Origin of the sequence: Streptomyces sp. NBC_01298, assembly GCF_035978755.1 — a bacterium.
Taxonomy (GTDB): Bacteria; Actinomycetota; Actinomycetes; order Streptomycetales; family Streptomycetaceae; genus Streptomyces.
In genome coordinates this window covers 8,048,023-8,071,994 of the sequence record NZ_CP108414.1, presented here as the reverse complement: position 1 = coordinate 8,071,994, position 23,972 = coordinate 8,048,023, and the positions used below count along the sequence as shown (strand labels likewise).

General features: G+C 72.4%; 20 protein-coding genes. 4 read left to right on the top strand and 16 right to left on the bottom strand.

Features of this window, described 5'->3' with window-relative positions; genetic code table 11:
- Positions 1–43: 43 nt before the first annotated feature.
- From OG730_RS36895 to OG730_RS36860, 8 genes are all read right to left on the bottom strand, one after another.
- Positions 44–1,147 (bottom strand): IS110 family RNA-guided transposase, encoded by a 1,104-nt coding sequence (locus OG730_RS36895; protein ID WP_442814818.1) that lies wholly within the window; start codon positions 1,145–1,147, stop codon positions 44–46.
- Between the two features lie 209 nt (positions 1,148–1,356).
- On the bottom strand, positions 1,357–1,827 hold the full coding sequence (locus OG730_RS36890; RefSeq protein ID WP_327308340.1) for a hypothetical protein: 471 nt from the start codon (positions 1,825–1,827) through the stop codon (positions 1,357–1,359).
- Positions 1,828–1,990: 163 nt separating this feature from the next.
- Positions 1,991–3,322 carry a KamA family radical SAM protein gene (locus OG730_RS36885; protein ID WP_327308339.1) on the bottom strand — a complete coding sequence of 444 codons (1,332 nt, stop codon included), beginning with the start codon at positions 3,320–3,322 and terminating at the stop codon, positions 1,991–1,993.
- 437 nt (positions 3,323–3,759) lie between these two features.
- Positions 3,760–3,987: a DUF397 domain-containing protein gene (locus OG730_RS36880; protein ID WP_388495840.1), complete on the bottom strand. Its 228-nt coding sequence runs from the start codon at positions 3,985–3,987 to the stop codon at positions 3,760–3,762.
- A gap of 141 nt (positions 3,988–4,128) precedes the next feature.
- Entirely contained in the window at positions 4,129–5,304 is a 1,176-nt protein-coding gene (locus tag OG730_RS36875) for a thiolase family protein (RefSeq protein ID WP_327308338.1), read from the bottom strand.
- Entirely contained in the window at positions 5,301–6,359 is a 1,059-nt protein-coding gene (locus tag OG730_RS36870) for a thiolase family protein (protein ID WP_327308337.1), read from the bottom strand. The genes OG730_RS36875 and OG730_RS36870 overlap by 4 nt, the downstream gene beginning before the upstream one ends.
- Positions 6,359–7,324: an OB-fold nucleic acid binding domain-containing protein gene (locus tag OG730_RS36865; protein ID WP_327308336.1), complete on the bottom strand. Its 966-nt coding sequence runs from the start codon at positions 7,322–7,324 to the stop codon at positions 6,359–6,361. The genes OG730_RS36870 and OG730_RS36865 overlap by 1 nt, the downstream gene beginning before the upstream one ends.
- 427 nt (positions 7,325–7,751) lie before the next feature.
- Complete coding sequence (locus OG730_RS36860; protein WP_327308335.1) at positions 7,752–8,552, bottom strand: crotonase/enoyl-CoA hydratase family protein; 801 nt, start codon at positions 8,550–8,552, stop codon at positions 7,752–7,754.
- 174 nt (positions 8,553–8,726) lie between these two features.
- Here OG730_RS36860 and OG730_RS36855 point away from each other — a divergent pair, with 174 nt between their 5' ends.
- Positions 8,727–10,364 carry an acyl-CoA synthetase gene (locus tag OG730_RS36855; protein ID WP_327308334.1) on the top strand — a complete coding sequence of 546 codons (1,638 nt, stop codon included), beginning with the start codon at positions 8,727–8,729 and terminating at the stop codon, positions 10,362–10,364.
- 150 nt (positions 10,365–10,514) lie between these two features.
- On the opposite strand, the gene OG730_RS36850 is transcribed toward OG730_RS36855, so the two are convergent.
- On the bottom strand, positions 10,515–11,405 hold the full coding sequence (locus OG730_RS36850) for an alpha/beta fold hydrolase (protein WP_327308333.1): 891 nt from the start codon (positions 11,403–11,405) through the stop codon (positions 10,515–10,517).
- A 122-nt stretch (positions 11,406–11,527) separates the two neighbouring features.
- Between OG730_RS36850 and paaK the strand changes: the two genes are divergently transcribed.
- A complete protein-coding gene (gene paaK, locus OG730_RS36845; protein WP_327308332.1) occupies positions 11,528–12,838 on the top strand; it encodes a phenylacetate--CoA ligase PaaK in 1,311 nt (436 codons plus the stop codon).
- A 195-nt stretch (positions 12,839–13,033) separates the two neighbouring features.
- Here the strand turns inward: paaK and OG730_RS36840 are convergent, their stop codons facing one another.
- Positions 13,034–13,477 (bottom strand): IPT/TIG domain-containing protein, encoded by a 444-nt coding sequence (locus tag OG730_RS36840; RefSeq protein WP_327308331.1) that lies wholly within the window; start codon positions 13,475–13,477, stop codon positions 13,034–13,036.
- Positions 13,478–13,709: 232 nt separating this feature from the next.
- On the opposite strand from OG730_RS36840, the gene OG730_RS36835 reads away from it, so the two are divergent.
- The gene (locus OG730_RS36835; protein WP_327308330.1) at positions 13,710–14,540 is read left to right on the top strand and encodes a YhjD/YihY/BrkB family envelope integrity protein; all 831 of its coding nucleotides are present in this window, start codon (positions 13,710–13,712) and stop codon (positions 14,538–14,540) included.
- A gap of 3 nt (positions 14,541–14,543) precedes the next feature.
- On the opposite strand, the gene OG730_RS36830 is transcribed toward OG730_RS36835, so the two are convergent.
- The 3 genes from OG730_RS36830 to OG730_RS36820 all read right to left on the bottom strand — a co-directional run bounded on the left by OG730_RS36830 (position 14,544) and on the right by OG730_RS36820 (position 17,576).
- A complete protein-coding gene (locus OG730_RS36830) occupies positions 14,544–15,326 on the bottom strand; it encodes a hypothetical protein (RefSeq protein WP_327308328.1) in 783 nt (260 codons plus the stop codon).
- Positions 15,290–15,907 carry a hypothetical protein gene (locus OG730_RS36825; protein WP_327308327.1) on the bottom strand — a complete coding sequence of 206 codons (618 nt, stop codon included), beginning with the start codon at positions 15,905–15,907 and terminating at the stop codon, positions 15,290–15,292. Before OG730_RS36825 ends, OG730_RS36830 begins: the two co-directional genes overlap by 37 nt.
- 112 nt (positions 15,908–16,019) lie before the next feature.
- A complete protein-coding gene (locus tag OG730_RS36820; RefSeq protein WP_327308326.1) occupies positions 16,020–17,576 on the bottom strand; it encodes a fatty acyl-CoA synthetase in 1,557 nt (518 codons plus the stop codon).
- 191 nt (positions 17,577–17,767) lie between these two features.
- Here OG730_RS36820 and OG730_RS36815 point away from each other — a divergent pair, with 191 nt between their 5' ends.
- A complete protein-coding gene (locus OG730_RS36815) occupies positions 17,768–20,224 on the top strand; it encodes a penicillin acylase family protein (RefSeq protein WP_327308325.1) in 2,457 nt (818 codons plus the stop codon).
- Between the two features lie 64 nt (positions 20,225–20,288).
- Here OG730_RS36815 and OG730_RS36810 read toward each other — a convergent pair whose 3' ends face one another.
- The 3 genes from OG730_RS36810 to OG730_RS36800 form a co-directional block, all read right to left on the bottom strand.
- Positions 20,289–21,428, bottom strand: coding sequence for a calcium:cation antiporter (locus tag OG730_RS36810; protein WP_327308324.1), 1,140 nt, complete (start codon positions 21,426–21,428; stop codon positions 20,289–20,291).
- A gap of 111 nt (positions 21,429–21,539) precedes the next feature.
- Positions 21,540–22,313: a hypothetical protein gene (locus OG730_RS36805; protein ID WP_327308323.1), complete on the bottom strand. Its 774-nt coding sequence runs from the start codon at positions 22,311–22,313 to the stop codon at positions 21,540–21,542.
- 86 nt (positions 22,314–22,399) lie between these two features.
- Positions 22,400–23,953, bottom strand: a complete 1,554-nt coding sequence (locus tag OG730_RS36800) for an acyl-CoA synthetase (protein WP_327308322.1) — start codon at positions 23,951–23,953, stop codon at positions 22,400–22,402.
- Between the last annotated feature and the right edge of the window lie 19 nt (positions 23,954–23,972).

Sequence of the window (23,972 nt, the reverse complement as noted above, 5' to 3'; positions counted from 1 at the left end):
CCCGTTTTGGCCGGCACGACACCCCTGGATGCTCTTATGGATGTCAAGCAGGGGTTGTGAGGTGACTTGAGGTTGCTGTTGCGGCATGGGTAGCGGTCAGGACGCGGAAGATCTCGCGGGCGACGAACCGCTTGAGACAGCGGATGGTCTCCTTCTTGGAGAGGCCTTCTTTGGTGCGTCGTTCCATGTAGTCCTTGGTGCGCTGGTCCCAGCGCAGGCGGCAGAGAACGATCCGGTAGAGGGCCGCGTTCGCGGCCCTGTCGCCGCCACGGTTGAGGCGGTGTCGATGGGTGCGACCGGATGAGGCCGGCAGTGGGGCGACGCCGCAGAGCATCGCGAAGGCCGCCTCGGAGCGGAGCCGGTCGGGGTTGTCGCCCGCGGTGACCAGCAGCTGGCCGGCGACGTCCGGGCCGACGCCGTTGAGCTCGGTCAGGGCCGGGTTGATCTCCTGGGTGAGCGGGGCTATCAGCTCGTTCAGTTCGTCGATCTCCTGGCCCAGGTCGCGGTGGCGGCGGGCGAGGGAGCGCAGGGCGATCTTCGTCGCGGTGACCGGGTCGCCGGCCTGGTCGAGGCTGGGGCGGAAACCCGCGCAGATGGTCAGCAGGTCCTTGTCGTTCAGGTGCCGCAGCATGGTGCGGACTCCCTCTGGCGCGGTGATGATCAAGGTCTTGATCTGCCGGGTGGCGTCGGCCCGCTGCTGGACCGCGCTGCGACGGGCGACCCGCAGGGCCCGCAGGGCCTCGACACGGCCATCACGGGACTTCGGGGTCCCAGTGCGGCGTTCTGCGAGCGCGGCCCGGGCTGCTGCCTCGGCATCGACCGGATCGGACTTGCCCTGCCAGCGACGGGTCTTGCGGTCTGGCCGGTCGATCTCGACCACTGTGACGTCGTTCTCGCGCAGGTAGCGGGACAGGCCGGCGCCGTAGGCACCGGTGCCCTCCACCCCGACCAGGAGCAGGGCACCGAAGGAGCGGAGCCAGGTCAGCAGTGTGCGGTAGCCGACTGTGGAGGCTGGGAACTGGGCCGACCCCAGCACCCGCCCTGCCGAGTCGATCGCGGCCGCGGTGTGGGTGTCCTTGTGGGTGTCGACGCCGCCGGTGACCTCGACCTCATGCTGTGCCATCGTGGATCGTGCCGTCCTCTCCATTCGACCGGGCAGGATGGCACCCGCCGGCCGGGAGGGCGGACAAGACAGTGATGGGGCCTCTGGCCAGGCTCTTATGAAGTCACGTCCCCCGGTCCGGCGGATGCACGTGAGCGTCCCCCGGCCGGAGCCGACAGATCCAGTTGAGGACCCTGAGTCAGTCAGTCGTTGGGTCAGACCCCGCCGGGGAACGCTCCCGTACATCCTCACTGTCAGTCGTCCTCGTAGAGCCGCCGGTGCCACCAGGCACGCGGGCGGCCGCTCCAGTCCGCCCAGCCTCCGGCGGGCGGGTCCGGGTGCGGGAGCGTGCGACGGCGGAACCGCGCGTCCAGGCCGCGCAGCACGCGGCCCAGCTCGGTGCGGGCGGCCGGCGGGAGCTCCCGGTACAGCTCGCCCAGCTCGTCCCGGACGACGGCGACGTCGTCGCGGGCGCAGCCGGGGCAGGCCGGACACTCGGAGGGGACCAGGAGCAGGGAGCCGCCGGGGCGGCTCAGGAAGGTCCGGTACCGGGTGAGCAGATCCACGATCTCGTGGCCCCGTCCGGGCCGGACCCAGTGCGCGGCAGCGGCCGCGCCGGGCGACAGCCGGTCCACGGGCGGGAGTTCCCGAGCCCAGGCGGGCGGCCGCCGGTCTTCGTGCGTTCCTCGTTCGGCGCGCAGGGCGCCGGGCCGTCTACGCGGCATCGCCCTTTCGGCGGGTGATCGTCATGACGCCCATGGTGCCGGTGCTCGCCCGGGCCCGGCAAGGGGATTGAGCGCGCTGGGGAGGGACGGCGACGAGGACGGGCGCGGGAGCGGGGGCGGCTGGTCGGCACTACGCCGCCTCCTCGGCCGGAGCGACGCCCCCTCAGGCCGGCTGCCCCGCGCCGCGCAGTGCGGCGGCGATGTCGGGGGGAGTGGTGGAAACGAGTCGGAGCTCGTCCAGCCAGGCCGCGCTCTCGCTGTAATGGGCCTGGAACGGGCGGCCGACCAGTTGCGGATCGCGGGCCTGGAGCATGCGCAACTGGAAGACACGGCCCTGGTCGGTCTCCGTCACGCCGTCGACGACCACCTTTCCGGGCGCCGCCGACATGACCGGCCCGCGCACCGTGCGGGCGAGTCCGGGCAGGGTCAGGTAGGCGGACCGGAAGATGTCGTGGGCGCGGGCGAGCGGCACCTTGAAGTACTCGTACGGGCCGGTGTCCCGCTCGACGAACATGTAGTAGGGGATGGCGCCCGCGGCCAGTTCCGCACGCCACAGGGCGCTCCAGGTCCGCGGGTCGTCGTTGACGTGTGCGACCAGGGGTGCCTGGCAGTAGACCGTCGCACCGGTGGCGCGGATCCGGGCGACGGCCCGGCGGGCGAGGTCGGATTCCAGCTCCCGCGGGTGGGTGAAGTGCGCCATCACCGCGAGGTTCCTCCCCGAGGCCACCACGTCCTCGAAGAGCCGGAGCACGTCGTCCGCGTCCGTGTCGGTGACGAACCGCTGGGGCCAGTAGCCGACCGATTTGGTGCCGATGCGGATGGTGCGGACGCCGGGCACGCCGAGGATGGGGCCGAGGTGGCCGCGCAGCCGCTCGGTGGACATGATCATCGGGTCACCGCCGGTGACCAGGACGTCGTCGACCTCGGGATGACGGCCGAGGTAGTCGACGAGGCCGTCGGGGGACGGAGCGGCGAAGCGCAGATCGGCATCCCCCACGAACTGCGCCCATCGGAAGCAGTAGGTGCAGTACGCGTGGCAGGTTTGTCCCTGGCCCGGGAAGTACAGGACGGTCTCGCGGTACTTGTGCTGGAGGCCGGGCACCGCATCCCCGTCCAGGGTGGGGACGTTGAGCTCCTTCTGCCCCGAGGGATGGGGGTTGAGGCCGTCACGGATCTGCTGGACCGCGAGCCGCAGTTCCTTCCTGGCGGCGGGATCGTCGATGAGGGCCGAAAGTCGGCGCTCGTCCCCGGCCGGGAGCATCCCGCTCTGCGGGAAGACCATCTGGAAGACGGGGTCGCCCGGAACGTCGTCCCAGTCGATCAGGTGGGACAGGACGTACTCGTTCACGCGGAACGGCAGTACGGCGGCGAGGGCCTTCACGGACCGGGCGATGTGCTCCGGTATCGCGAACCGGCGGGTCAACTCGTCGACGTGGCGCACGCCGTAGGCCCGGAACCTCTCCGTGTCCGGGGCCGCTGCGATCGAGAAGGGCATGCGAGGTCCTCTGGTTCCGGGGAGCCGCTCCGGGCGGGTTTCTTGATCGTAGGCCGCTCGGGCCGACCGGGGCCGATCGGAGGGAAGGTCGGCCGATAGGTACTCGCGTGGCCGGAAAGAGTGAGGTCAGAGCCCCTGGAAGGGGCCCTCTTCGCTCCCACGCCGGATGGCGGCTCCGCGCGGCCGGCCCCTCCGCGTTCAGGTTACGGTCAAGGTGACCACGGTCAACGACCTTGGCCACGGGCACAGTTCGGGTGTCCACCTGGAGCTGCCCGACAAGGTCACCAACCCCTTCGCGGCCGGCTGCTGCACCGCCACCGCGAAGACGCTCCGCGGGCAGGGCAGGGCACGGCCGGGCCGCGTCACATCGGCCTGGCCTTGCCCTGTACTGCCCCGCCATGCCCGGCCCGCGGAGAGATCCCGTAGGGCGCGCGTCGCTAGGTCAGGTCGAACTCCCCGCCCCGCGCGTTCAGGACGAACTTGCGCCACTCGTCCGGCGCGAAGATCAGCGAGGGGCTTTCGGGGCGGTCGCCGTTGCGCATCGCGATGAACCCCTCCACGAAGGCGATCTGGACGTCACCCGACCCCCGGCTGCTCGACTGCCAGTCCGCCTCGGTCAGGTCGAGGTCCGGCTTGCCCCAGCCGGCGGGCGCCTTCGAAGTCATGCTCTCTGCCACGTGCGTGCTCCTCCCGGTACTCCCGGTTCGTCGTCCCGCGGCCAGGTTAGCCATCGCACGCCGTGCCGCACAGGCCACCGCACGTCACTCGTGGCCTGTACGGCACCCCGCCCGGAACGCGGTTTCCGCTCAGGTGCCGGGCTGCTCCGCTCCGACCAGCCACATCGCGAAGAACTGCGCCCCGCCGCCGTAGGCGTGTCCCATCGCCAGCCGGGCGTCCGGGACTTGGTGCTCCCCCGCCTGACCGCGCACCTGGAGGGCCGCTTCCGCGAAGCGGATCATGCCGGAGGCTCCGATGGGGTTGGTGGACAGGACTCCGCCCGACGGGTTGACGGGCAGGTCCCCGTCGAGTTCCGTGACTCCGGCCTCGGTGAGCTTCCATCCCTCGCCCTCGTCGGCGAAGCCGAGGTTCTCCAGCCACATCGGCTCGTACCAGGAGAACGGCACGTACATCTCCACGGCGTCGATCTCCCGCCGCGGATCGGTGATCCCGGCCTGCCGGTAGACGTCGGCCGCGCAGTCCTTGCCCGCCTGCGGGGACACGAAGTCCTTCCCCGCGAAGAGGGTCGGCTCGCTGCGCATCGCCCCGCCGTGCACCCAGGCCGGCGGCTTCGGCGAACGGGCCGCGCCCGCCCGGTCGGTGAGGATCATCGCGCAGGCCCCGTCGGAGGACGGGCAGGTCTCGGAGTACCGGATCGGGTCCCACAGCATCGGGGACGCCTGGACCTTCTCCAGGGTGATGTCGTGCTCGTGCAGGTGCGCGTACGGGTTCTTCAGCGCGTTGCGGCGGTCCTTGTACGCGACGAGCGAGCCCACGGTGTCGGGGGCTCCGGTGCGCCGCATGTACGCGCGCACGTGCGGGGCGAAGAACCCGCCGGCCCCCGCCAGCAGCGGCTGCTGGAAGGGGACGGGGAGCGAGAGCCCCCACATGGCGTTGGACTCGGACTGCTTCTCGAAGGCGAGGGTCAGCACCGTGCGGTGGACCCGGGCGGCGACCAGGTTGGAGGCGACCAGCGCCGTGGAGCCGCCCACCGAACCGGCCGTGTGCACGCGGAGCATGGGCTTGCCGACGGCGCCGAGTGCGTCGGCGAGGTACAGCTCCGGCATCATCACGCCCTCGAAGAAGTCGGGGGCCTTGCCGATGACGACGGCGTCGATGTCCGCCCAGGTCAGCTCGGCGTCGGCGAGCGCGCGCGCGGCGGCTTCGCGCACCAGTCCGGCGATGGAGACGTCGTGGCGGGCGGCCACGTGCTTGGTCTGGCCGATGCCGACGACGGCCACCGGCTCCTTGCCCGTGGTGCTCATGCTCGGTCCCCTTCCAGGACGGCGACCAGGTTCTGCTGGAGGCAGGGGCCGGAGGTGGCGTGCGCGACGGCCCGGTCGGATTCGCCGCGGTGGATGCGGGCGGCCGCCTCGCCGATCCGGATCAGGCCGGCGGCCATCATCGGGTTGGCGGCGAGCGCGCCGCCGGAGGGGTTGACGGCGACGTCCCCGCCGAGCCCGAGGGCCTTGCGCAGCACGACCTCCTGGGAGGAGAAGGGCGCGTGCAGTTCCGCGGTGTCCACCGGGGACTCGAAGACGCCCGCGTGCTCGGCGGCGATCCGCGTCGACGGGGAGTCGGTGAGGTCGCGCAGCCCGAGGCTGTGGGCCTCGATGCGGTGGTCGATGCCGGTGATCCAGGCGGGCCGCTCGCACAGCCGGCGGGCCACGTCCCCGGCGGCCAGGATGACGGCGGCCGCCCCGTCGCCGATGGGCGGGCAGTCACCGGTGCGCAGCGGGGCGACCTGGTAGTCGCCCTGTGCGACGGCGCCGCTGAGCTGGGCGTGCGGGTTGGCTCCCGCGGAGGCCCGGCTGCGGGCGCCGATCTCGGCGAGCCCGGCTTCGTCGGTCTCCCCCGCGTCGATGAGCGCCTGGGCCTGGAGGGCGGCCAGGGCCACCGAGTCGGGCCAGAGCGGAGCGACGTAGTACGGGTCGAGCTGGCGGGTCAGCACGTCGCGCACCGACCCCGGCGAGGACTTCCCGTAGGAGTAGACGAGGGCGGTGTCGGCCTCGCCGGTCTGGATCTTGACCCAGGCCTCGTAGAGGGCCCAGGCGCCGTCCATCTCCACGTGCGATTCGGAGATGGGCGGCCAGGCCCCGACCCCGTCGAGGGTCATGGTGAAGGAGAAGGCCCGGCCGGCGAGGTAGTCACTGGAACCCGAGCAGGTGAAGCCGATCTCACCCGCCTTCAGTCCGGTGGCGGCCAGCACCTTGTGCAGGACCGGCATGACCATCTCGACTTCGCTGAGCTCGTCGGTGCGGCGCAGGTGGTCGCTCTGCGCGAAGGCGACCACCGCGACCTCGCGGGCGTATCGGGCCATCAGATGAGCTCCTTGTACACGTCGTAGTCCGCGTCCGGCTCTCCGGTGGGGCGGTAGTGGTCGGGGTAGCGCCCGCCCTCGGTCCAGACCGGTTCGACCCTCAGCCCCATCCGCACCTGGTCGTACGGGATGCCGCCGATCCGGCCGTGGAGGGCGAGGCCGGCGCCGTCGAGGGCGATGTGGGCGTAGACGTACGGCACTTCGATGTCGAGGTTCTTGGCCTTGATGTTGACGATGCAGTAGGTGGTGACGGTGCCCGCCGGACCGACCTCGACCCGGTCGGTCGTCGCCACCCCGCAGGTGGGGCAGGCGCCGCGCGGGGGCACGTACACCTTGTGGCAGGAGGGGCAGCGCTCGCCGATGGTCTTCTGCTCGGAGAGCCCGGCGATGTACGCGGTCTGCGCGCGGCCGGGGCTGTACGAGTAGTCCAGGCGGGCCTCGGCGACGATCCCGGTGACGGCGTCGGCGAACTCCCCGCTGTGCGGCGTCGCTTGCGCGTCCCGCGGCTCCCCGTCGCCGGCGGGCTCGAAGCAGGCGATGTCGGTGATCGCGCCCTTCCGCTCCGCGGCCCACCGCACGCGGACGCGCATGCCGGTGGCGACGGCCTCGGGCCCGGGGGCGTCGAGGGCGTGCAGGAGGGCGGTGTCGGCGCCGTCGAGGCGGACGAGCACCCATGCGAAGGGGGTGGCGAGGGGCTGGTTGGGGCGCGGCGAACCGTTCCAGGCCCAGGTGGTGACGGTCCCCGTGGTGCCCACCTCGACCAGGTCGCGGATCTCCTCGGCGGTGACGGGGTCGTACTCGACGGGCGGCACCATCACCTTGCCGTCGGCGGTCGTGACCCCGAGGACGACCCCTTCGCGCAGCCCGGTGAGGAAGGCGCTCTGCACGGGGCCGAGGGAGCGGGTGAAGGGGAACTCGACGACAAGGGGTGCGCGGAGGATCTCGGGTGGCGAGGCGGCTGTCATGGGTGGGTCTCCGATGTGTGGGGGTTCAAGGACGGTTGGGGCCGACGCCGGACATGTGTGCCGGCACCGGACGTACCTCCCGACGCCGCAGGCCGGGCGACGGGTCCACCGCGGCCCGAGGCGAGTGCCACCGGGGCTTGCATACGGCCCCGCCGGACGAGAACTCGGCTCCTCCGGCGTTTGAGGAGCAGGGGTCCGGGGACTGGTCCCCGGCAACGGCGCCGCACCCGGGCACCCGTCCCCGCACCGCGAACCGGGCACCGCCGGGGGCGATTCGGCCCCGTCGACTCGAGGCGCGGGAGCCCCGGGGGGGGCCGACCCGGCAACGGCGCCGGACCCGAACCGCGGATCGCGGCTCGCGGATCGCGGATCACGGCTCGCGGCCCGGCTTCACCGGGCGGGTGGGCCCGGCGCGGTCACGCGGAAACTACTCCCGCCGATACACCGCGGGCCGCTTCTCCGCGAAGGCCCGCGCCCCCTCCTTCGCGTCGGCCGTATCGAAGACCGGCCATCCCCGCAGGAGTTCGGAGGCGAGACCCTCCGACTCGGTCATCTCGGCCGTCTCGTAGACGGAGGCCTTCACCGCCTCCACCGCCAGCGGCCCGCACGCGTTGATCCGCTCCGCGATCTCCAGCGCGGCGTCCAGCGCCGTTCCGGCCGGTACCACCCGCCCGACGAGCCCGATCCGCGCCGCTTCCTCGGCCGTGTAGGGCCGCCCCGTCAGCAGCATCTCCAGCGCGTGCGTCCGCGGGATCTGCCGCGGCAGCCGGACCGTCGAGCCGCCGATCGGGAAGAGCCCCCGCTTGACCTCGAACAGCCCGAAGGTGGCCCCCTCGCCCGCGACCCGGATGTCGGTCCCCTGGAGGATCTCCGTCCCGCCGGCCACGCAGTAGCCCTCCACCGCCGCGATGACGGGTTTGCGCGGCCGGTGGTGGCGCAGCATCGCCTTCCAGTGCAGGTCGGGGTCGGCTTTGAGCCGGTCCCGGTACTGGTCGCCCGCCATGCCCTTGCCTGCCAGCGCCTTCAGGTCCATGCCGGCACAGAAGTCCCCGCCGGCTCCCGTCAGCACCACCGAGCGGATCGTGTCGTCCGCGTCGGCCTCCAGCCAGCCGTCGTACAGCCCCACCAGCAGCGGCAGCGAGAGCGCGTTCTTCGCCTCGGGCCTGTTCATGGTGAGCACCAGCGTGGCTCCGTGGCGTTCCACGGTCAGGTGTTCTGTCCCACCCATTGCCGTCCTCCCGTCTCAAGACCTAGAACAGGTTGCAGTAGGGGCGGGTGCAGTTCAATAGTTTTCTGACACCCAGTCAGATTTCTTGGACGGTCCCCTTCCCTGTTGGGGTTGGCGACGCTCTAATGACCGCCGAGCAGACCAGCCATGGGATTTTCTGGGTCAGGAGGACCGGTGGAGTACAACATTGCCGACCTGTTCGAGTCGGTCGTGGACGTGGTCCCGGACCGCGAGGCCCTCGTGTACGTGGACCACCCCGGGACCGGCGCCGAGCGCCGCCTCACGTACGCGGAGCTGGACGCGGCGGCGAACCGCATCGCGCACCATCTGCTGGACAGCGGCCTGAAGGCCGGTGAGCACCTGGGCCTGCACCTCTACAACGGCATCGAGTACCTCCAGACCGTCCTCGCCTGCCTCAAGGCCCGCCTGGTGCCGGTGAACGTGAACTACCGCTACGTGGAGGAAGAGCTCGTCTACCTCTACAACGACGCCGACCTCGCCGCGCTCGTCTTCGAGGGCGAGTTCACCGAACGGGTCGCGGCGGCGCTCCCGCAGACGACGAAGCTCCGCCACCTGATCCGCGTCGGCCCGACCCCCGAGGGCGCGCCGGAGCCCTCGATCGCGCCGGTCGCGTACGCCGACGCGGAGGCGGCCGGCTCGCCGGACCGCGGATTCCCGCCCCGCTCCCCCGACGACCTCTTCATCATCTACACCGGCGGCACGACCGGTATGCCCAAGGGCGTCATGTGGCGCGCCGAGGACCTCTTCTTCGCGGGCCTCTTCGGCGGCGAGCCGACCGGCGAACCGGTGAAGCGGCCCGAGGAACTGGCCGAGCGCGTCGCCTCGAAGGGCGCCGGACTGACCTTCTTCCCCGCGCCGCCGCTGATGCACGGCACGTCCACCCTGACGTCCTTCATCGCCTTCAACTACGGGCAGCGGGTGGTCATCCACCGCAAGTACGCGCCCGAGGAGGTGCTGCGCACGATCGAGAAGGAGAAGGTCTCCAGCGTCTCACTGGTGGGTGACGCCATGCTGCGGCCGCTCATCGACGCCCTCAACGGGCCGCTGAAGGGCACCGACCTGTCCTCCCTCTTCAGCGTCTCCTCCTCCGGCGCGATCATGTCGGAGACGGTGCGCGCCGAGTTCCAGGCGCTCGTGCCGAACGTCATGCTGCTGAACAACTTCGGCTCGTCCGAGTCCGGTTCGAACGGCCGCGCGACGAACGACTCCAGTCCGGAGAAGGGCTTCCGGCTGGAGGTCAACGAGCGGACGCAGGTGGTCGACCCGGTCACCCACGAGCCGGTGCCGGTCGGCGAACCGGGACGGCTCGCGCAGCGCGGGTACGTCCCGCTGGGCTACTACAACGACCCCGTCAAGACCGCCGAGACCTTCTTCCAGAAGGGATCCGAGCGGTGGGTGCTGCTCGGTGACATGGCGACCGTGGACGAGCAGGGCATCGTCACCGTCCTCGGCCGCGGCTCGCAGTGCATCAACACGGGCGGCGAGAAGGTGTACCCGGAGGAGGTCGAGCAGGCGCTGAAGTCCCACCCGGACGTCTACGACGCCCTGGTCGCCGGGGTCGCGGACCCGAAGTGGGGCAGCCACGTGGCGGCGGTGGTCCAGATCAAGGAGGGCGCCGCCGACCCGACGCTCGACGACATACAGGCCCACTGCCGCACCAAGCTGGCGGGCTACAAGATCCCGCGCCAGCTCGTCATCACCCCCGCCATCCAGCGCTCCCCGAGCGGCAAGGCGGACTACCGGTGGGCGAAGTCGGTGGCCACGGAGGCGGACGCGGGCGCCGCGGGCTGACCCCGCCCTGCGCACGCCCGCGGGCCGGGACCCATCTGGGTCCCGGCCCGCGGGCGTTCCCGTGCTCCCGCACGACTGCCGTCGCCGCTCAGGCTCCGGCGGTCGCCGCTCAAGCTCCGGCGGTCGCCGCTCAAGCTCCGGCGGCGCTGCTCAGGCTCCGGTGGCCAGGAACCGCTCTACGCGGGCCGCGAACCACCGCGCCTCGTCCAGCCAGGGGAAGTGTCCGCCGCCGCCCTGTACGTCGACGACGCCGTGCGCGAAGAGCTCCGCGAGCCGGGCGGCGAGGGCCGCGGAGGGGTTGGGGTCCAGTTCCCCGGCCAGGACCAGCGCCTCTCCGGCGAACCGGCCCAGCGCGGCCCGGGTGGCGGGCGGGTCGAAGGCTCCCGCCCCGGCGAAGGCGGCGGAGGCCGCGGCGTTCTTCTGGACGGGGCTCAGTGCCGCATGGGCGCGCGCCGCCTCGTCCCAGCGCCCATAGGCGAGGGGCGTCGAAGCCACCCAGTCGGCCTCGTCGGGGACCCCGCCGGCGGCGAAGACCCCGAGCGCCCTCTCGTAGGCCGCGATGGCCGTGTCGTAGGGCTCGCCGCCGCCCCTCCGGCGGACGTCCGCGAGGCAGGTTTCCGGGGACTCCGTGAGGTCCACGGCCCAGCAGGTCGGTGTGATCAGGGCCAGTCGGCGCACCCGCCCCGGGTGCGCCGCCGTGTAGAGCAGGGCCAGGTTGCCGGAGGCCGAGTGCGCGAGCAGGTCGACGCTCTCCAGGCCGAGGTGGCGGCGCAGCGCCTCGACGTCGGCCACCTGGTGGTCGACCCGGTACGTCGAGGTGTCGGCCGGGATCGCCGAGTCCCCGGTGCCGCGCAGGTCGAGCAGGATCAGCCGGCGCCCGGCGGACAGTCCGCCGAGGTCGCCCAGGTAGGCGGAGGCCCGCATGGCGCCGCCGGGGAGGCAGACGAGCGGCTCGCCTTCGCCTTGGACCTGGTACGCGAGTTCGGTTCCGTCGTAAGTGGTGAAGGTAAAGGTGCAGGTGGAGGGTGCGGAGGTCGCCATGGGCGCCATCTCAACAGACGATCACCCGTTCGAGTAATTGATTTGGCCGCCGCCGTCCGGCAATCTACCGAATGATCGGTCGGTTGACGCGGGCAGGTTGACCCGGACAAGGGGTGGGCGACATGGGTACGTACACACAGGGCCACGACGACGGTGCGGACGCGAGCGAGCGGATGGGCCGGGACGAGCTGGCGGCGCTCCAGTTGACCCGGCTGCGGGAGACCTTGCGGCGGGCGTACGAGCGGGTGCCCTTCTACCGGCAGGCGTTCGACAAGGCCGGTCTGCATCCCGACGACTGCCGCACCCTCTCCGATCTCGCCCTGTTCCCCTTCACCACCAAGTCCGACCTACGCGACCAGTACCCCTTCGGGATGTTCGCGGTACCACGCTCCGAGGTCCGCCGCATCCATGCCTCCAGCGGCACCACGGGCCGACCGACGGTCGTCGGGTACACGGACGCGGATCTGTCCACCTGGGCGGATGTCGTCGCCCGCTCGATCCGCGCGGCGGGCGGCAGGCCCGGCCAGATCGTCCACATCGCCTACGGATACGGCCTGTTCACCGGCGGCCTGGGCGCCCACTACGGCGCGGAGCGCCTGGGCTGTACGGTCGTCCCCGCCTCGGGCGGGATGACGGACCGCCAGGTCCGGCTGATCCAGGACTTCAAGCCGGAGGTCATCATGGTGACCCCTTCCTACATGCTGACCCTGCTCGACGAGATGGAGCGCCAGGGCATCGACCCTCGCGCCACTTCCCTCCGCACGGGGATCTTCGGCGCCGAGCCGTGGACGGAGGAGATGCGCAGGGAGATCGAGGAACGCCTGAACATCGACGCGGTCGACATATACGGGCTCTCGGAGGTCATGGGCCCGGGCGTCGCACAGGAGTTCGCCGAGACCAAGGACGGTCTCCATATCTGGGAGGACCACTTCTACCCGGAGGTGGTCGACCCGCTGACGGGCGCCGTACTGCCCGAGGGCGAGCCCGGGGAGCTGGTCTTCACCTCGCTCACCAAGGAGGCGATGCCCGTCATCCGCTATCGCACCCGGGACCTGACCCGGCTGCTGCCCGGCACCGTCCGGCCGGCCTTCCGCCGGATGGAGAAGATCACCGGCCGCAGCGACGACATGATCATCCTGCGCGGGGTGAACGTCTATCCGACCCAGATCGAGGAGGTGCTCCTGCGGACCCCGGCCCTGGCTCCGCACTTCCAGCTCCGGCTGACCCGGCAGGGCCGGCTGGACGCCCTGACGGTACGGGTCGAGGCCCGGCGCGGCAGCGACGCCGGTCAGCGGGAGGCCGCGGCCGCCTCGGTGGTACGGGCCGTGAAGGAGGGCGTCGGAGTCTCGGTCGCGGTGGAGGTGGTGGACCCGGAGACCCTCGAACGCTCGGTGGGCAAGATCAAGCGCATGGTGGACCTCCGAGAATCCTGACGTCCCGGGCCTGGGCCGGCCTAGGGCCTGTCGTCAAACTCCCGTCGTCGCCCGAAGGGCGGCCGCGCGGCGTCCGGTGCGTGCTCTCGGCGTGCCGGGCGGAAAGCCGCGTACTGGACGTACCCGGCCTTCCGCCCGGTACGGCGAGAGCGCGTGCCGGGCGTCGCGCGGCAGGCGGGAGTTTGACGACAGGCCCTAGTCCACGTAGGTGAAGGGGAGCTGGTTCGTGAGCCGGCCGCAGGGTGTCGCCGCCACTACGGAGACGGTCCCCGCCACGGGCCACTGGGGGACGGTGGCGATCAGGGCGCTGTCGCTGATGACCGTCACACCTTCGGCCTCCAGCCCTGTGAAGCAGCCGTCGGGTGCCAGGGAGCCGAAGAGCACCCGGGTGTAGGGGGTCAGCCCGCTGCCGTTCAGAACCACTTGGGTGCCACCGCTCCTGGGTGCGGCGTCCGGCTGGATCGCGACGAGCACGCCGGCCTCGTCCTGACCCGGCCGGGCGGGGTGGACGGGCAGGGCGCCGGCAGCACAGTGCGGAGGCCGCGCGGCCTCGGCACGCGGGGCGGCATGGACCAGCAGAAGGGTGCACAGCGGCAACGCGGCGAGCAGGACCCCGGCGCGACGATGCGTACGTCTCAAGACGGTGCCTTCCGGTGAAGGGTGGATCCGGAGGAGCCCGGACCGGCCCATCATGCGATGGCCATACCACTGGAATCCAGGATGAAAGGCCCATACCATCCACGCGTCGCGCCGGGTTCCCGGACGCGCAAGCCGAGCAGTCGGCGGGGCCGAGCGCGAGTGGCCACCCCTTCGGGCCCAATTCCGGGGGCGGGCCGGGACAGGGCGGGGCTGTCCGGGTAGGGACAGAGGCGTGACCTCGACCTACCGGCGGATCCACGACCGGCTCCAGGCCTCACCGGCCGGGCTGGCATGGAGCCGTGGCCGGGAGATGGAGCTGATGCACCGGGCCATGGGCTTCGCCGCGCTCGGCTTCCTCACCCTGGTGCCGCTGCTCGTCGTCGTCGCGGCCGCCGCGCCGGGCAGCGGCTCGGGCTTCGGCCGCTGGCTCGGTCAGGCCCTCGGGGTGGCGGAGTTCTCCCGGGAGCGGGTGGAGATGCTGTTCGGCGCCGCGGACCTGGCGCTGGAGCGGACCACCGCCTTCGGTCTCGCGGCCCTCGCGGTCTTCGGCCTGACCTTCGGCTCCGCCGTGCAGACGGGGTACGAGAAGGTGTGGGACCTGCCGACGGCCCGCTGGCACACCATGTGGCGGCACGTCGTCTGGCTCGCGCTGCTGGTCTGCTACCTCGCCCTGCTGGTCGCCATTCCGGCCCCCTCCAACGACGCCCTCGGCACGATCCTCGGCACCTCGGGCGACCTCATCGGCACCTGCCTGTTCTTCTGGACCTCCCAGCGGATCCTCCTCGGCGGGCGGGTCCGCTGGCGCGCCCTGCTCCCGGGGGCCGCGTGCACCAGCCTGGGCCTCCTCGGCCTGCGGATCTTCTCGCAGCTGGTGTTCTCCCCGCTGATCGCCTCCAACGCCGTGACCTACGGCCCCTTCGGCACCCTCCTGGTCGTCCAGTCCTGGCTGGTCGGCGTCGGCTTCGTGGTCTACGGCGGCGCCCTCGTCGGCCGGCTCTTCCACGAACACCTCGTCCTGCGCCGCCTCCAGGACGACGGCCACCCCGAGGACCGGGAACCGTAGCGGCTAGTTCTTCTGCAGGGCGCGGGTGACACCCGCGATGACGGCGGTCGTCAGCACCCAGCCGAAGGCGATCAGCAGGTAGGCGAGCACCTGGAGGGTGCCGTCCGACCAGTACCAGGCCGTGCGCTGCCCCAGACCACCGATGGGGATCAGGAGGTCGAGCGTGTAGACGAGGGGGTGGAACGGGGCTCCTTCGCCTGCCTTGACCGGGGTGGGCGGCCGGGTACGGAAGGCCAGGCTGCCCAGCAGGGTCAGCGCGAGGAGCCAGATGCCGGCCTGCCAGGGGCGGTAGCCGTAGCCGACGGTCAGGTCGAGCAGCCGCCCCCACATCCGCGCGGCCGGATGCGGGGTGCGACGACGGTGCCGCTGTTGGGCCAGGAGCACGCGGCGGGCATCGTCGTCGCGGCCGGCCGTGCGGTACCACCGCGCCAATTGCTCGTACGGCTGTGGGCTGTATCCGGTGCTGCGGCGTATCCAGCCCACGCGGTATCCCGCGGACTGGCGACGGGCACTCGTTTCCCGTCGTTCGACCGCTTCGATGGAGCCGTATACGAATCCGTCCAGTTCCACCACCCGCGGCCAGCTGTGCTCGTTGTCGCGGAGCCGGGACACCTGCGCGCCCCGCAGATCCACCGTGCCGGACGGCGGTCGGGCGCAGGCGAGGTCGAAGTCGGCCACCTGCATCCGGGGGCCGGCCAGGGCCGCGCCGTCACCGCCGGGCGCCGCGTTCAGGACGGCTCCCGCGAACGTCAGGCTGCCCGAGACCCGGGCTCCGCGCAGCCGCACCGTCCCGTCCGCGGTGAAGCCCTCGGAGGGGGTGAGCCCCCCGGCAGCTGGGCTCCCAGCAAGCGGATCCCGCCACGGACGGTGAACCCGTGCATGCAGAAGACGCCGCCTCCCGTGACCAGGCCGTCCGCGATCACCGCCCAGCCCTCGGAGACGCACACCCGCGTACCGTTCAGCACCAGCCCTCCCGCCACCGAGGCGCTGAGCAGATTCAGGCAGCCCTCCACACGCGACCGCGACAGATCGAGGTGCCCCTCCACACGCACCAGAGCGGCGTGGAGGCCCGGCAGCCGGCTGTCCGTGACGCGGATGGTCCGGGTCGACGCCCCGTCGAGCTTCGGCGCTTCCTCGAACCAGCACGCCTCGATCCGCAGGGCCTGACCGAGTTCCAGGTCCGAGAGGTCCAGGAAGCCGCTTATGCGGGCGCCGGCCAGCTTCAGACCCGGAGTGGCGCCCGGCTGAGCGGCGTTCGCGCCCGAGAGCAGCACCGCGATCACCGCGGCCCGGACCGTCCGGCCGCGCCCCCACCGCCCTCCCCCGGCCACACGGTCGTCCTCGGGCGCGCCTGTGCGCAGGTCCACGGGGCGGCCCTCGGGAAACGCGTCCCACAGCACCCGCTCCGGGGGAGTCAACTCGTCCTATGAGAAAACTCGTTCAGCGTAACGATCTTCCCAGACCCGCGCGTGGAGCCCGTCAGGCCGGGGGCGAGAAGCGGTCGCGGAGGGTGCGCTTGAGGATCTTGCCGCTCGCGTTGCGCGGGAGGGCGTCCACGAAGAGGATCCGCTTCGGGGCCTTGAAGTGGGCCAGCTTCTCGCGGGCGTAGGCCAGGAGTTCGGCCTCCGTCACCCCGTCGCGTGGGACCACCACCGCCGTGACGGCCTCGATCCACCGTTCGTCCGGCAGGCCGACCACGGCCGCCTCGGCCACGCCCGGGTGGGTGTACAGCACGTCCTCGACCTGCCGCGAGGCGACCAGGACCCCGCCCGAGTTGATGACGTCCTTCACCCGGTCCACGACCGTGAAGTACCCCTCCGGGTCCCGGACCGCCAGGTCGCCGGAGCGGAACCAGCCGTCCCTGAAGGCCTTCTTCGTGGCCTCCGCGTCGTTCCAGTAGCCCAGGCAGAGCTGCGGGGAGCGGTAGACCACCTCGCCCGCCGTGCCGTCCGGCACGGCGGAGCCGTCCTCGTCGACGACCCTCGCCTCCACGTGGTGGACGGGCCGCCCGCACGAGTCCATCCGCCCCTCGTGCTCCTCCGGCCGCAGCACCGTGGCGAGCGGGCCGATCTCGCTCTGGCCGAAGCAGTTGTAGAAGCCGAGTCCGGGCAGCCGCGCCCGCAGCCGTTCCAGGACCGGCACCGGCATGATCGAGGCCCCGTAGTACGCCTTGCGGAGGGCGGACAGATCACGGACGGCGAAGTCCGCGAAGTCCGGGTGGTTGGCCAGCCCGATCCACACCGTCGGTGGTGCGAAGAGGCTGTCGGCCTCCCCCGCCTCCACCAGGTCGAAGATCTCCTCCGCCACCGGCGCGTCCACGATCGTGTTCCGCGCGCCCACCGCCAGGTACGGCAGCAGGAACACGTGCATCTGCGCCGAGTGGTACAGCGGCAGGGAGTGCACCGGCAGATCGTCCTCCGCCAGGTCCAGGGCGGCGATCGCGCTCTCGTACGCGTGGCAGAGCGCCTCGTGCGTCATCATCGCCCCCTTGGGGAGGGCGGTGGTCCCGGAGGTGTAGAGGAGCTGCGCCAGCCGGGACGGGTCCCCGGAGCGGGCGGGGGTCGCGGGCCCGGCGAGCTCCGCCGGGCCGGGCCCTTCCGCCGGCTCGGCCAGTTCGGCCAGTTCGGTCAGGAAGGAGCCGGGCGCGTCGCGCAGCGGGCGCACCGCGAAGCCCCCGGGGACCCGTCCGGCAAGGTCCGGGTCCGCGAGGACGAGCGCGCTCCCGGAGTTCTCCAGGATGTACGCGAGGTCCTCGCCGGTGAGGTTCTGGTTGACGGGTACGTGCGTGAGCCCGGCCCGGGCGCAGGCGAGGAAGGCCAGGAGGTAGGCGTCGGAGTTGTGCCCGAAGGTCGCGACCCGCTCCCCCTCGGCCAGCCCGTAGCGCCCGCGCAGCACGGCCGCGCCCGTGGAGACGGCCGCGTCCAGTTCCGCGTAGGTCCAGGTCCGCTCGCGGTAGCGGACCGCGATCCGGCCCGGGACGCGCCGCGCGCTGTCGTGGAGCAGTCCGTCGACCGTGTTCTTCCGCACCGGGGTCATGGCGGGATCTTCGTCTGCGCGGACGGCCGGGGTCAATGACCCGGGCCGGGCGGATGCCCGGCCGGAACGACCGGGGATACCAAACGGCATGTTGACATGACGTCAGGTGGCCTGCATGAGTGTGGGGGCACACCAGCACCACCCATCCGCACGGGCATTTCCGCCCGTCCGCAGGCTACTTGGGAGGTACGTTGCGCCTTCTCCACGGACGCCGTCGCGCCCGCCCGCTCCTCCGTCGCGTCGCGCTCACCGCCGCCGCACTACTGGCCGCCGCCTCGGCGGTGCCCGAGGCCGCCGCCCTGGACCAGGGCTCCGGCCCGTCCGGCGGCGGCCTGTCCGCCGTCATCCGGTACACCGAGAACGGGATCCCGCACATCCTGGCCCGGGACTACGCCCACCTCGGGTTCGGCACCGGCTGGGCGCAGGCCGCCGACCAGGTGTGCGTGCTCGCCGACGGGTTCCTGACCGTTTCCGGGGAGCGGTCGCGGTGGTTCGGCCCGGACGCCGTGCCCGACGGTTCGCTCTCCTCCGCCGCCGGAAACCTCTCCAGCGACCTCTTCTTCAAGGGCGTGCGCGACTCCGGCACCGTGGAGAAGCTGCTGGCCGCGCCCGCGCCGGCCGGGCCGGGCAAGGAGGTCAAGGACCTGATGCGGGGCTGGGCCGCCGGCTACAACGCCTGGCTGGCCCAGAACCGGATCACCGACCCGGCCTGCAAGGGCGCCGGGTGGGTGCGCCCGGTCACCGTCACCGATGTCGCGGCCCGCGGCTTCGCCGTCTCGGTGCTCGGCGGCCAGGGCCGCGCCGTCGACGGGATCACCTCGGCGCGGCCCCCGGGCGCGACGGCGGCCCCGGCGGCCCCGGCCGGGCCGGAGGCGGCCGGCCCCGATCCGGCGGCCGCCGCGGAGGCGGCCCGGGAGTTCTTCGACACCACCCGCTACGACCGGGGCTCCAACGCGGTGGCCTTCGCCGGCTCCACCACCGCCAACGGCTCCGGCCTGCTCCTCGGCAACCCGCACTATCCGTGGCAGGGCGGCCGCCGGTTCTGGCAGTCGCAGCAGACCATCCCCGGCGAGCTCAACGTCTCGGGCGGCTCGCTGCTGGGCACCGCGGTGGTGAACATCGGCTTCAACGAGAAGGTCGCCTGGAGCCACACCGTGGCCACCGGCACCCCCGTCAACCTGCACCAGCTGGTCCTGGACCCATCCGACCCCACCGCCTATCTGGTGGACGGCACGCCGGAGAAGATGACCCGGCGCACCGTCAGCGTCCAGGTCGCGGGCGGCGCCCCGGTCACCCGGACCCAGTGGTGGACCCGGTACGGCCCGGTCCTGTCCGGGCTCGGCGCCGGTCTCCCGCTGCCGTGGACCGCGACGACCGCCTACGCGCTGGCCGACCCCAACGCCGTGAACCTGCGCGGCTCCGACACGGCACTGGCCATGGGCCGGGCCCGTTCGGTCTCCGGCGTCCAGGACGCCCTGCGGCGCACCCAGGGCCTGCCCTGGGTCAACACGGTGGCCGCCGATGCGGCGGGCGGCACCCTCTTCACCCAGTCCCAGGTGCTCCCCCGCATCACGGACGAGCTCGCGGCGCGCTGCTCGACCCCGCTGGGCAGGGCCACGTACCCGGCCTCGGGGCTGGCGGTGCTGGACGGTTCGCGCGGTGACTGTGCTCCCGGCTCGGATCCGGACGCGGTGCAGCCCGGGATCTTCGGGCCGGGCCGGGCGCCGACGCTGCGGGACGCCGCGTACGCCGAGAACTCCAACGACAGCGCCTGGCTGGCCAACGCGGAGCAGCCGCTCACCGGCTACGAGCGGATCTGGGGCAATGCCGGGACCCCGCGTTCGCTGCGTACGCGGGGCGCCCTGGAGGACGTCTCCGCGATGGCGGGCCGGGGCGGGCTGACGGTGGCGGACCTGCAGGAGCAGCAGTTCGCGAACCGGGTGCCGGCCGGTGATCTGGCGGCGGCCGACGCGGCGAAGGCCTGCGCGGCCCTGCCGGGCGGGACCGCCACGGGCTCCGACGGCGCCGCCGTGGACGTGTCGGCGGCCTGCGGGGTGCTGGCGGCCTGGGACCGCACGGCCGACGCGTCGAGCCGCGGAGCCCTGCTCTTCGACCGGTTCTGGCGGAAGCTGACCGCGAACACGGCGGCCAGGGACCTGTGGCTGGTGCCCTTCGACGCGGCCGATCCGGTACGGACGCCCCGTACGCTCAACCGGGCGGCGCCCGGCATCGGGAGGGCCCTGGCAGACACGGTGACGGAGCTGAGGGCGGCGGGCATCGCCGCGGACGCCCCGCTCGGGGAGCACCAGTTCGTGGTGCGCGGCGGGCAGAAGCTGCCGGTGGGCGGCGGTACGGAGGCCCTGGGCGTCTGGAACAAGATCGAGGCTCCGTGGAACGCGGCGGCCGGGGGCTACCCGGAGGTCCTGCACGGCTCCAGCCACATCCAGGCGGTCGGCTGGGACGGCGGCCGCTGTCCGGTGGCGCGCACGCTGCTGACGTACAGCCAGTCCTCGAACCCGGATTCCCCGTACGCGGCCGACCAGACCCGGCTCTTCTCCCAGGAACGCTGGGTGAAGGCACGGTTCTGCGAGCGGGACATCCTCACCTCGCCACGGCTGAAGGTGGTCTGGCCGCGCGAGCGGCACTGACCCGAACGACGCGCGACCCCGCACGACGAGCCTCCGGGGCCCGACGTACGGGGTCGCGGTGTGCTCAGGGGCTGACGGCGAGGAAGAGATAGGCGGCCAGCAGTACGAGGTGCACGCCGCCCTGGAGCAGCGTGGCGCGGCCCGGGACGATGGTGAGGGCGCTGACGACGACGGTCAGCGCGAGCAGCACCATGTGGACGGGTTCGAGCCCGAGCACCAGCGGCCCGGAGAGCCAGATGGTGGCGAGGGCGATGGCCGGGATGGTCAGCCCGATGCTCGCGATGGCGGAGCCGTAGGCGAGGTTGAGGCTGGTCTGCACCCGGTCGCGGCGGGCCGCGCGGACGGCGGCCAGGGTCTCGGGCGCCAGGACGAGCAGGGCGATGATCACACCGACCACGGCGTAGGGCAGGCCGAGGTCCGCGACGCCGCGTTCGATGGTCGGGGAGACCGCCTTGGCGTTTCCGACGACCGCGACGAGCGCGACGAGCAGCAGCCCGAGGCTGATCAGGGCGGCGCGGGCGGTGGGCGGTTCGGCGTGCTCGTCGTCCTCGCCCGCGGCCGCGGCGGCGGCCGCCCGCGCGGCCTCCTTGCGGATCCGCTTGGTGTCGACGGGCAGGAAGTAGTCACGGTGGCGGACCGTCTGGACGGCGACGAACAGCCCGTAGAGGGCGAGCGAGGCGGTCGCGGCGAAGGCGAGCTGGGCCGTGGAGAACTCGGGGCCGGGCTTGGTGGTGGTGAACGTCGGCAGGACGAGGCTGAGTACGGCGAGCGTGGCGACGGTGGCCAGGGCCGCACCCGAGCCCTCGGCGTTGAAGACGGCGACGCGGTTGCGCAGGGCCCCGACGAGCAGGGACAGGCCGACGATGCCGTTGCACGTGATCATGACGGCGGCGAAGACGGTGTCACGGGCGAGGGAGGAGGTCTTGCTGCCGCCGTCGGCCAGCAGGGTGACGATGAGGGCCACTTCGATGACGGTGACCGCGACGGCGAGGACCAGCGAGCCGAAGGGTTCGCCCACCCGGTGCGCGACGACCTCGGCGTGGTGGACCGCCGCCAGCACGGCGCCGGCCAGGCAGAGGGCCACCAGGGCCACGGCGAGCGAGGGCAGGTCGCGCCCCCAGCTGAAGACGAGCGCGACGAGCGCCACCACGGGGACCACGACGGTCCAGTCGGTCAGGGGGGATCTGTGCGTTGCCGTACTCATATCAGCCAACTTGCCAGAAGTGATCCCTGGATGCGGCGGAAGGTGCGCTTCCGGGGCCCTGGCGTGGCGCTCCTCACGCCCCCCGGGCGTGGCGGACTCCCCGAGGATCCCTCAGGTGCCGTATCCGTCCCCCGCTCCCGGGGTGTCGCCGCGGATCTCGTCCAGGGCGTCGACCGCGTCCCACTGGGCGATGCCCTGGAACTCCTCGGCGAAACGCGTGAGCAGACCGAGCGCGGTGGCCCGGCCCCCCTCCACCCCGGCCAGCCGGCCGTTCCGCCGCCACTTTCGGGGGGGGCACCCCGCCCACGGGCGTGAGGCCGGCACCACCACGGCGGGCGCGGTGTTCCCGTTGATCCTTTCGTGGGCCGGCTGGTCGATCAACTGTGGCAGGTGGTCGGCCACGCGCCGCGCGGCCGCCTCGGTGGTTCCGCGGTCCTTCGGGACCTGGTGGCGGTCCTTCAGACGGTGGATCGCGGCGGCGTGGGTGTCCGCGACGTGCTGGTGGGCGTTCTGCTCGTAGAGCAGTTCGGCGAAAGCCCGGTAGACGCCGGTCCGGCCGGCGGGCAGGGACCGGTACAGCTTCGGCTCATCCGCCGCGGCACCGGCCACCATCCGCGGGGCGGCGCCGCGCGCGTCCGCGTCGGGAATCTCGTCGAGACCGTCGACGAGCACGAGCCAGGCCGCCCCGGGACGCGGCCGGTGGCGGAAGAACTCCGCCGTCAGCTCGTCCAGCGGCCCGAAGCCCGTCAGCCGGCGGGTGGCCGCCCGGGCCAGTGCGCCGGGCAGCGGCCCCGCACGGTCCCGTGCCGGGCCGCGCGGCCCCCGCCCGTCCTGCCCGATCCGCCCGCACCGTCCGGCGCCCGCTGTCCCATGTCCCCGCATCACGCCGGACATCGCACGGCGCGCAAGGCCGGGCAGCTGAAACTCCGGGGCCTCCCCGGCCATGGCATGGGAGGCCTCCGTACGTCAGGTCACATCGCGCGCTCGTGGCCCTCCCAGTACGGCTCGCGCAGCCGGCGCTTGTACAGCTTGCCGTTGGGGTCGCGCGGCATCGTCTCGATGAAGTCCACGGTCTTGGGCCGCTTGTAACCGGCCAGTTGGCGCTCGCAGTGGTTCAGGATCTCCGCGGCCAGCGCGTCGCCCGCCTCGAAGCCCTCGGCCGGTTCGATGACCGCCTTGACCTCCTCGCCCCAGGAGGGGTGCGGGATGCCGAAGGCGGCGGCGTCCGCGACCGCCGGATGGGTGAGCAGCGCCGATTCGATCTCGGCCGGGTAGATGTTCACACCGCCCGAGATGATCATGTCGATCTTCCGGTCGCGGAGGAAGAGGTAGCCCTCCTCGTCCATCAGGCCGAGGTCCCCGACGGTGAAGAAGTCGCCGATGCGGTTCTTCCTCGTCTTGCCCTCGTCCTTGTGGTAGCTGAAGCCGCCGGTGTTCATCTTGATGTAGACGGTGCCGAGTTCGCCGGCGGGCAGCCGCTCGCCGTCGTCGTCGAAGATGGCGAGTTCGCTGATCGGCCAGGCCTTGCCGACGGTTCCCGGCTTCTTCAGCCAGTCCTCGGCCGTCGCGAAGGCGCCGCCGCCCTCGCTCGCCGCGTAGTACTCCTCCACGCACCCGCCCCACCAGTCGATCATCGCCCGCTTGACGTGGTCGGGGCAGGGCGCGGCACCGTGGATGGCGTGCCGCATGGAGGAGACGTCGTACGCGTCCTTCGTCTCCTGCGGGAGCGCGAGGAGCCGGTGGAACTGCGTCGGGACCATGTGGGTGTGCGTGCAGGCGTGGCCGTCGATCAGGCGGAGCATCTCCTCGGGGGTCCACTTGTCCATCAGGACGAGCGGGTGCCCGATGTGCAGGGCCGCGGCCGCGAATTGCAGGACGGCCGTGTGGTAGAGCGGCGAGCAGACGAGGTGGACGTTGTCGTCGAAGGCGCGGATGCCGAAGATGCCGAGGAATCCGCCGAGGTACGTCTCCTCCGGGAGCTTGCCGGGCAGCGGACGGCGGATGCCGCGCGGCCGGCCGGTGGTGCCGGAGGTGTAGTTCATGACCCAGCCGAGCGTGCGGTCGACGGGGGCGGTGTCCGGCTGCCCGTCGAGCAGTTCGCCGTACGAGCGGAAGCCCGCGACCGCTCCGACCGCGTAGCGGTGGCTCGCGGGCAGGCCCGCCTCGTCGGCCGCGGCGGTGGCGGCGTCGGCGAAGCGTTCGTGGGCGATCAGGACCTTGGCCCCGGAGTCGGAGACGATCCAGGCGATCTCGGGGCCGACGAGGTGGTGGTTGACCGGGACGAGGTAGAACCCGGCCTGGGAGGCGGCCAGGTAGGCCGTGAGGAACTCGACGCCGTTGGGGAGGACGACGGCGAAGACGTCCCCCCGCTCCAGACCGGCGGCGCGCAGGCCGTGCACGAGGCGGTTGACGTCGGCGTGCAGCCGGGCGGCGGACCAGTCCTCGCCCTCGGGGGTGACCAGGACGGTGCGCTCGGGGTCGGCGGTCGCCTGGGCCCAGAAGCCGTTGGGGGGTGTGTCGGTCATCGTGTCCACTCCTCGGAGC

Bases quoted from the DNA above. Each gene is read 5' to 3' on its own strand.
- OG730_RS36895 (WP_442814818.1), bottom strand. From the start codon at position 1,147: ATGGAGAGGACGGCACGATCCACGATGGCACAGCATGAGGTCGAGGTC.
- OG730_RS36890 (WP_327308340.1), bottom strand. From the start codon at position 1,827: ATGCCGCGTAGACGGCCCGGCGCCCTGCGCGCCGAACGAGGAACGCAC.
- OG730_RS36885 (WP_327308339.1), bottom strand. From the start codon at position 3,322: ATGCCCTTCTCGATCGCAGCGGCCCCGGACACGGAGAGGTTCCGGGCC.
- OG730_RS36880 (WP_388495840.1), bottom strand. From the start codon at position 3,987: ATGACTTCGAAGGCGCCCGCCGGCTGGGGCAAGCCGGACCTCGACCTG.
- OG730_RS36875 (WP_327308338.1), bottom strand. From the start codon at position 5,304: ATGAGCACCACGGGCAAGGAGCCGGTGGCCGTCGTCGGCATCGGCCAG.
- OG730_RS36870 (WP_327308337.1), bottom strand. From the start codon at position 6,359: ATGGCCCGATACGCCCGCGAGGTCGCGGTGGTCGCCTTCGCGCAGAGC.
- OG730_RS36865 (WP_327308336.1), bottom strand. From the start codon at position 7,324: ATGACAGCCGCCTCGCCACCCGAGATCCTCCGCGCACCCCTTGTCGTC.
- OG730_RS36860 (WP_327308335.1), bottom strand. From the start codon at position 8,552: ATGGGTGGGACAGAACACCTGACCGTGGAACGCCACGGAGCCACGCTG.
- OG730_RS36850 (WP_327308333.1), bottom strand. From the start codon at position 11,405: ATGGCGACCTCCGCACCCTCCACCTGCACCTTTACCTTCACCACTTAC.
- paaK (WP_327308332.1), top strand. From the start codon at position 11,528: ATGGGTACGTACACACAGGGCCACGACGACGGTGCGGACGCGAGCGAG.
- OG730_RS36820 (WP_327308326.1), bottom strand. From the start codon at position 17,576: ATGACCCCGGTGCGGAAGAACACGGTCGACGGACTGCTCCACGACAGC.
- OG730_RS36810 (WP_327308324.1), bottom strand. From the start codon at position 21,428: ATGAGTACGGCAACGCACAGATCCCCCCTGACCGACTGGACCGTCGTG.
- OG730_RS36800 (WP_327308322.1), bottom strand. From the start codon at position 23,953: ATGACCGACACACCCCCCAACGGCTTCTGGGCCCAGGCGACCGCCGAC.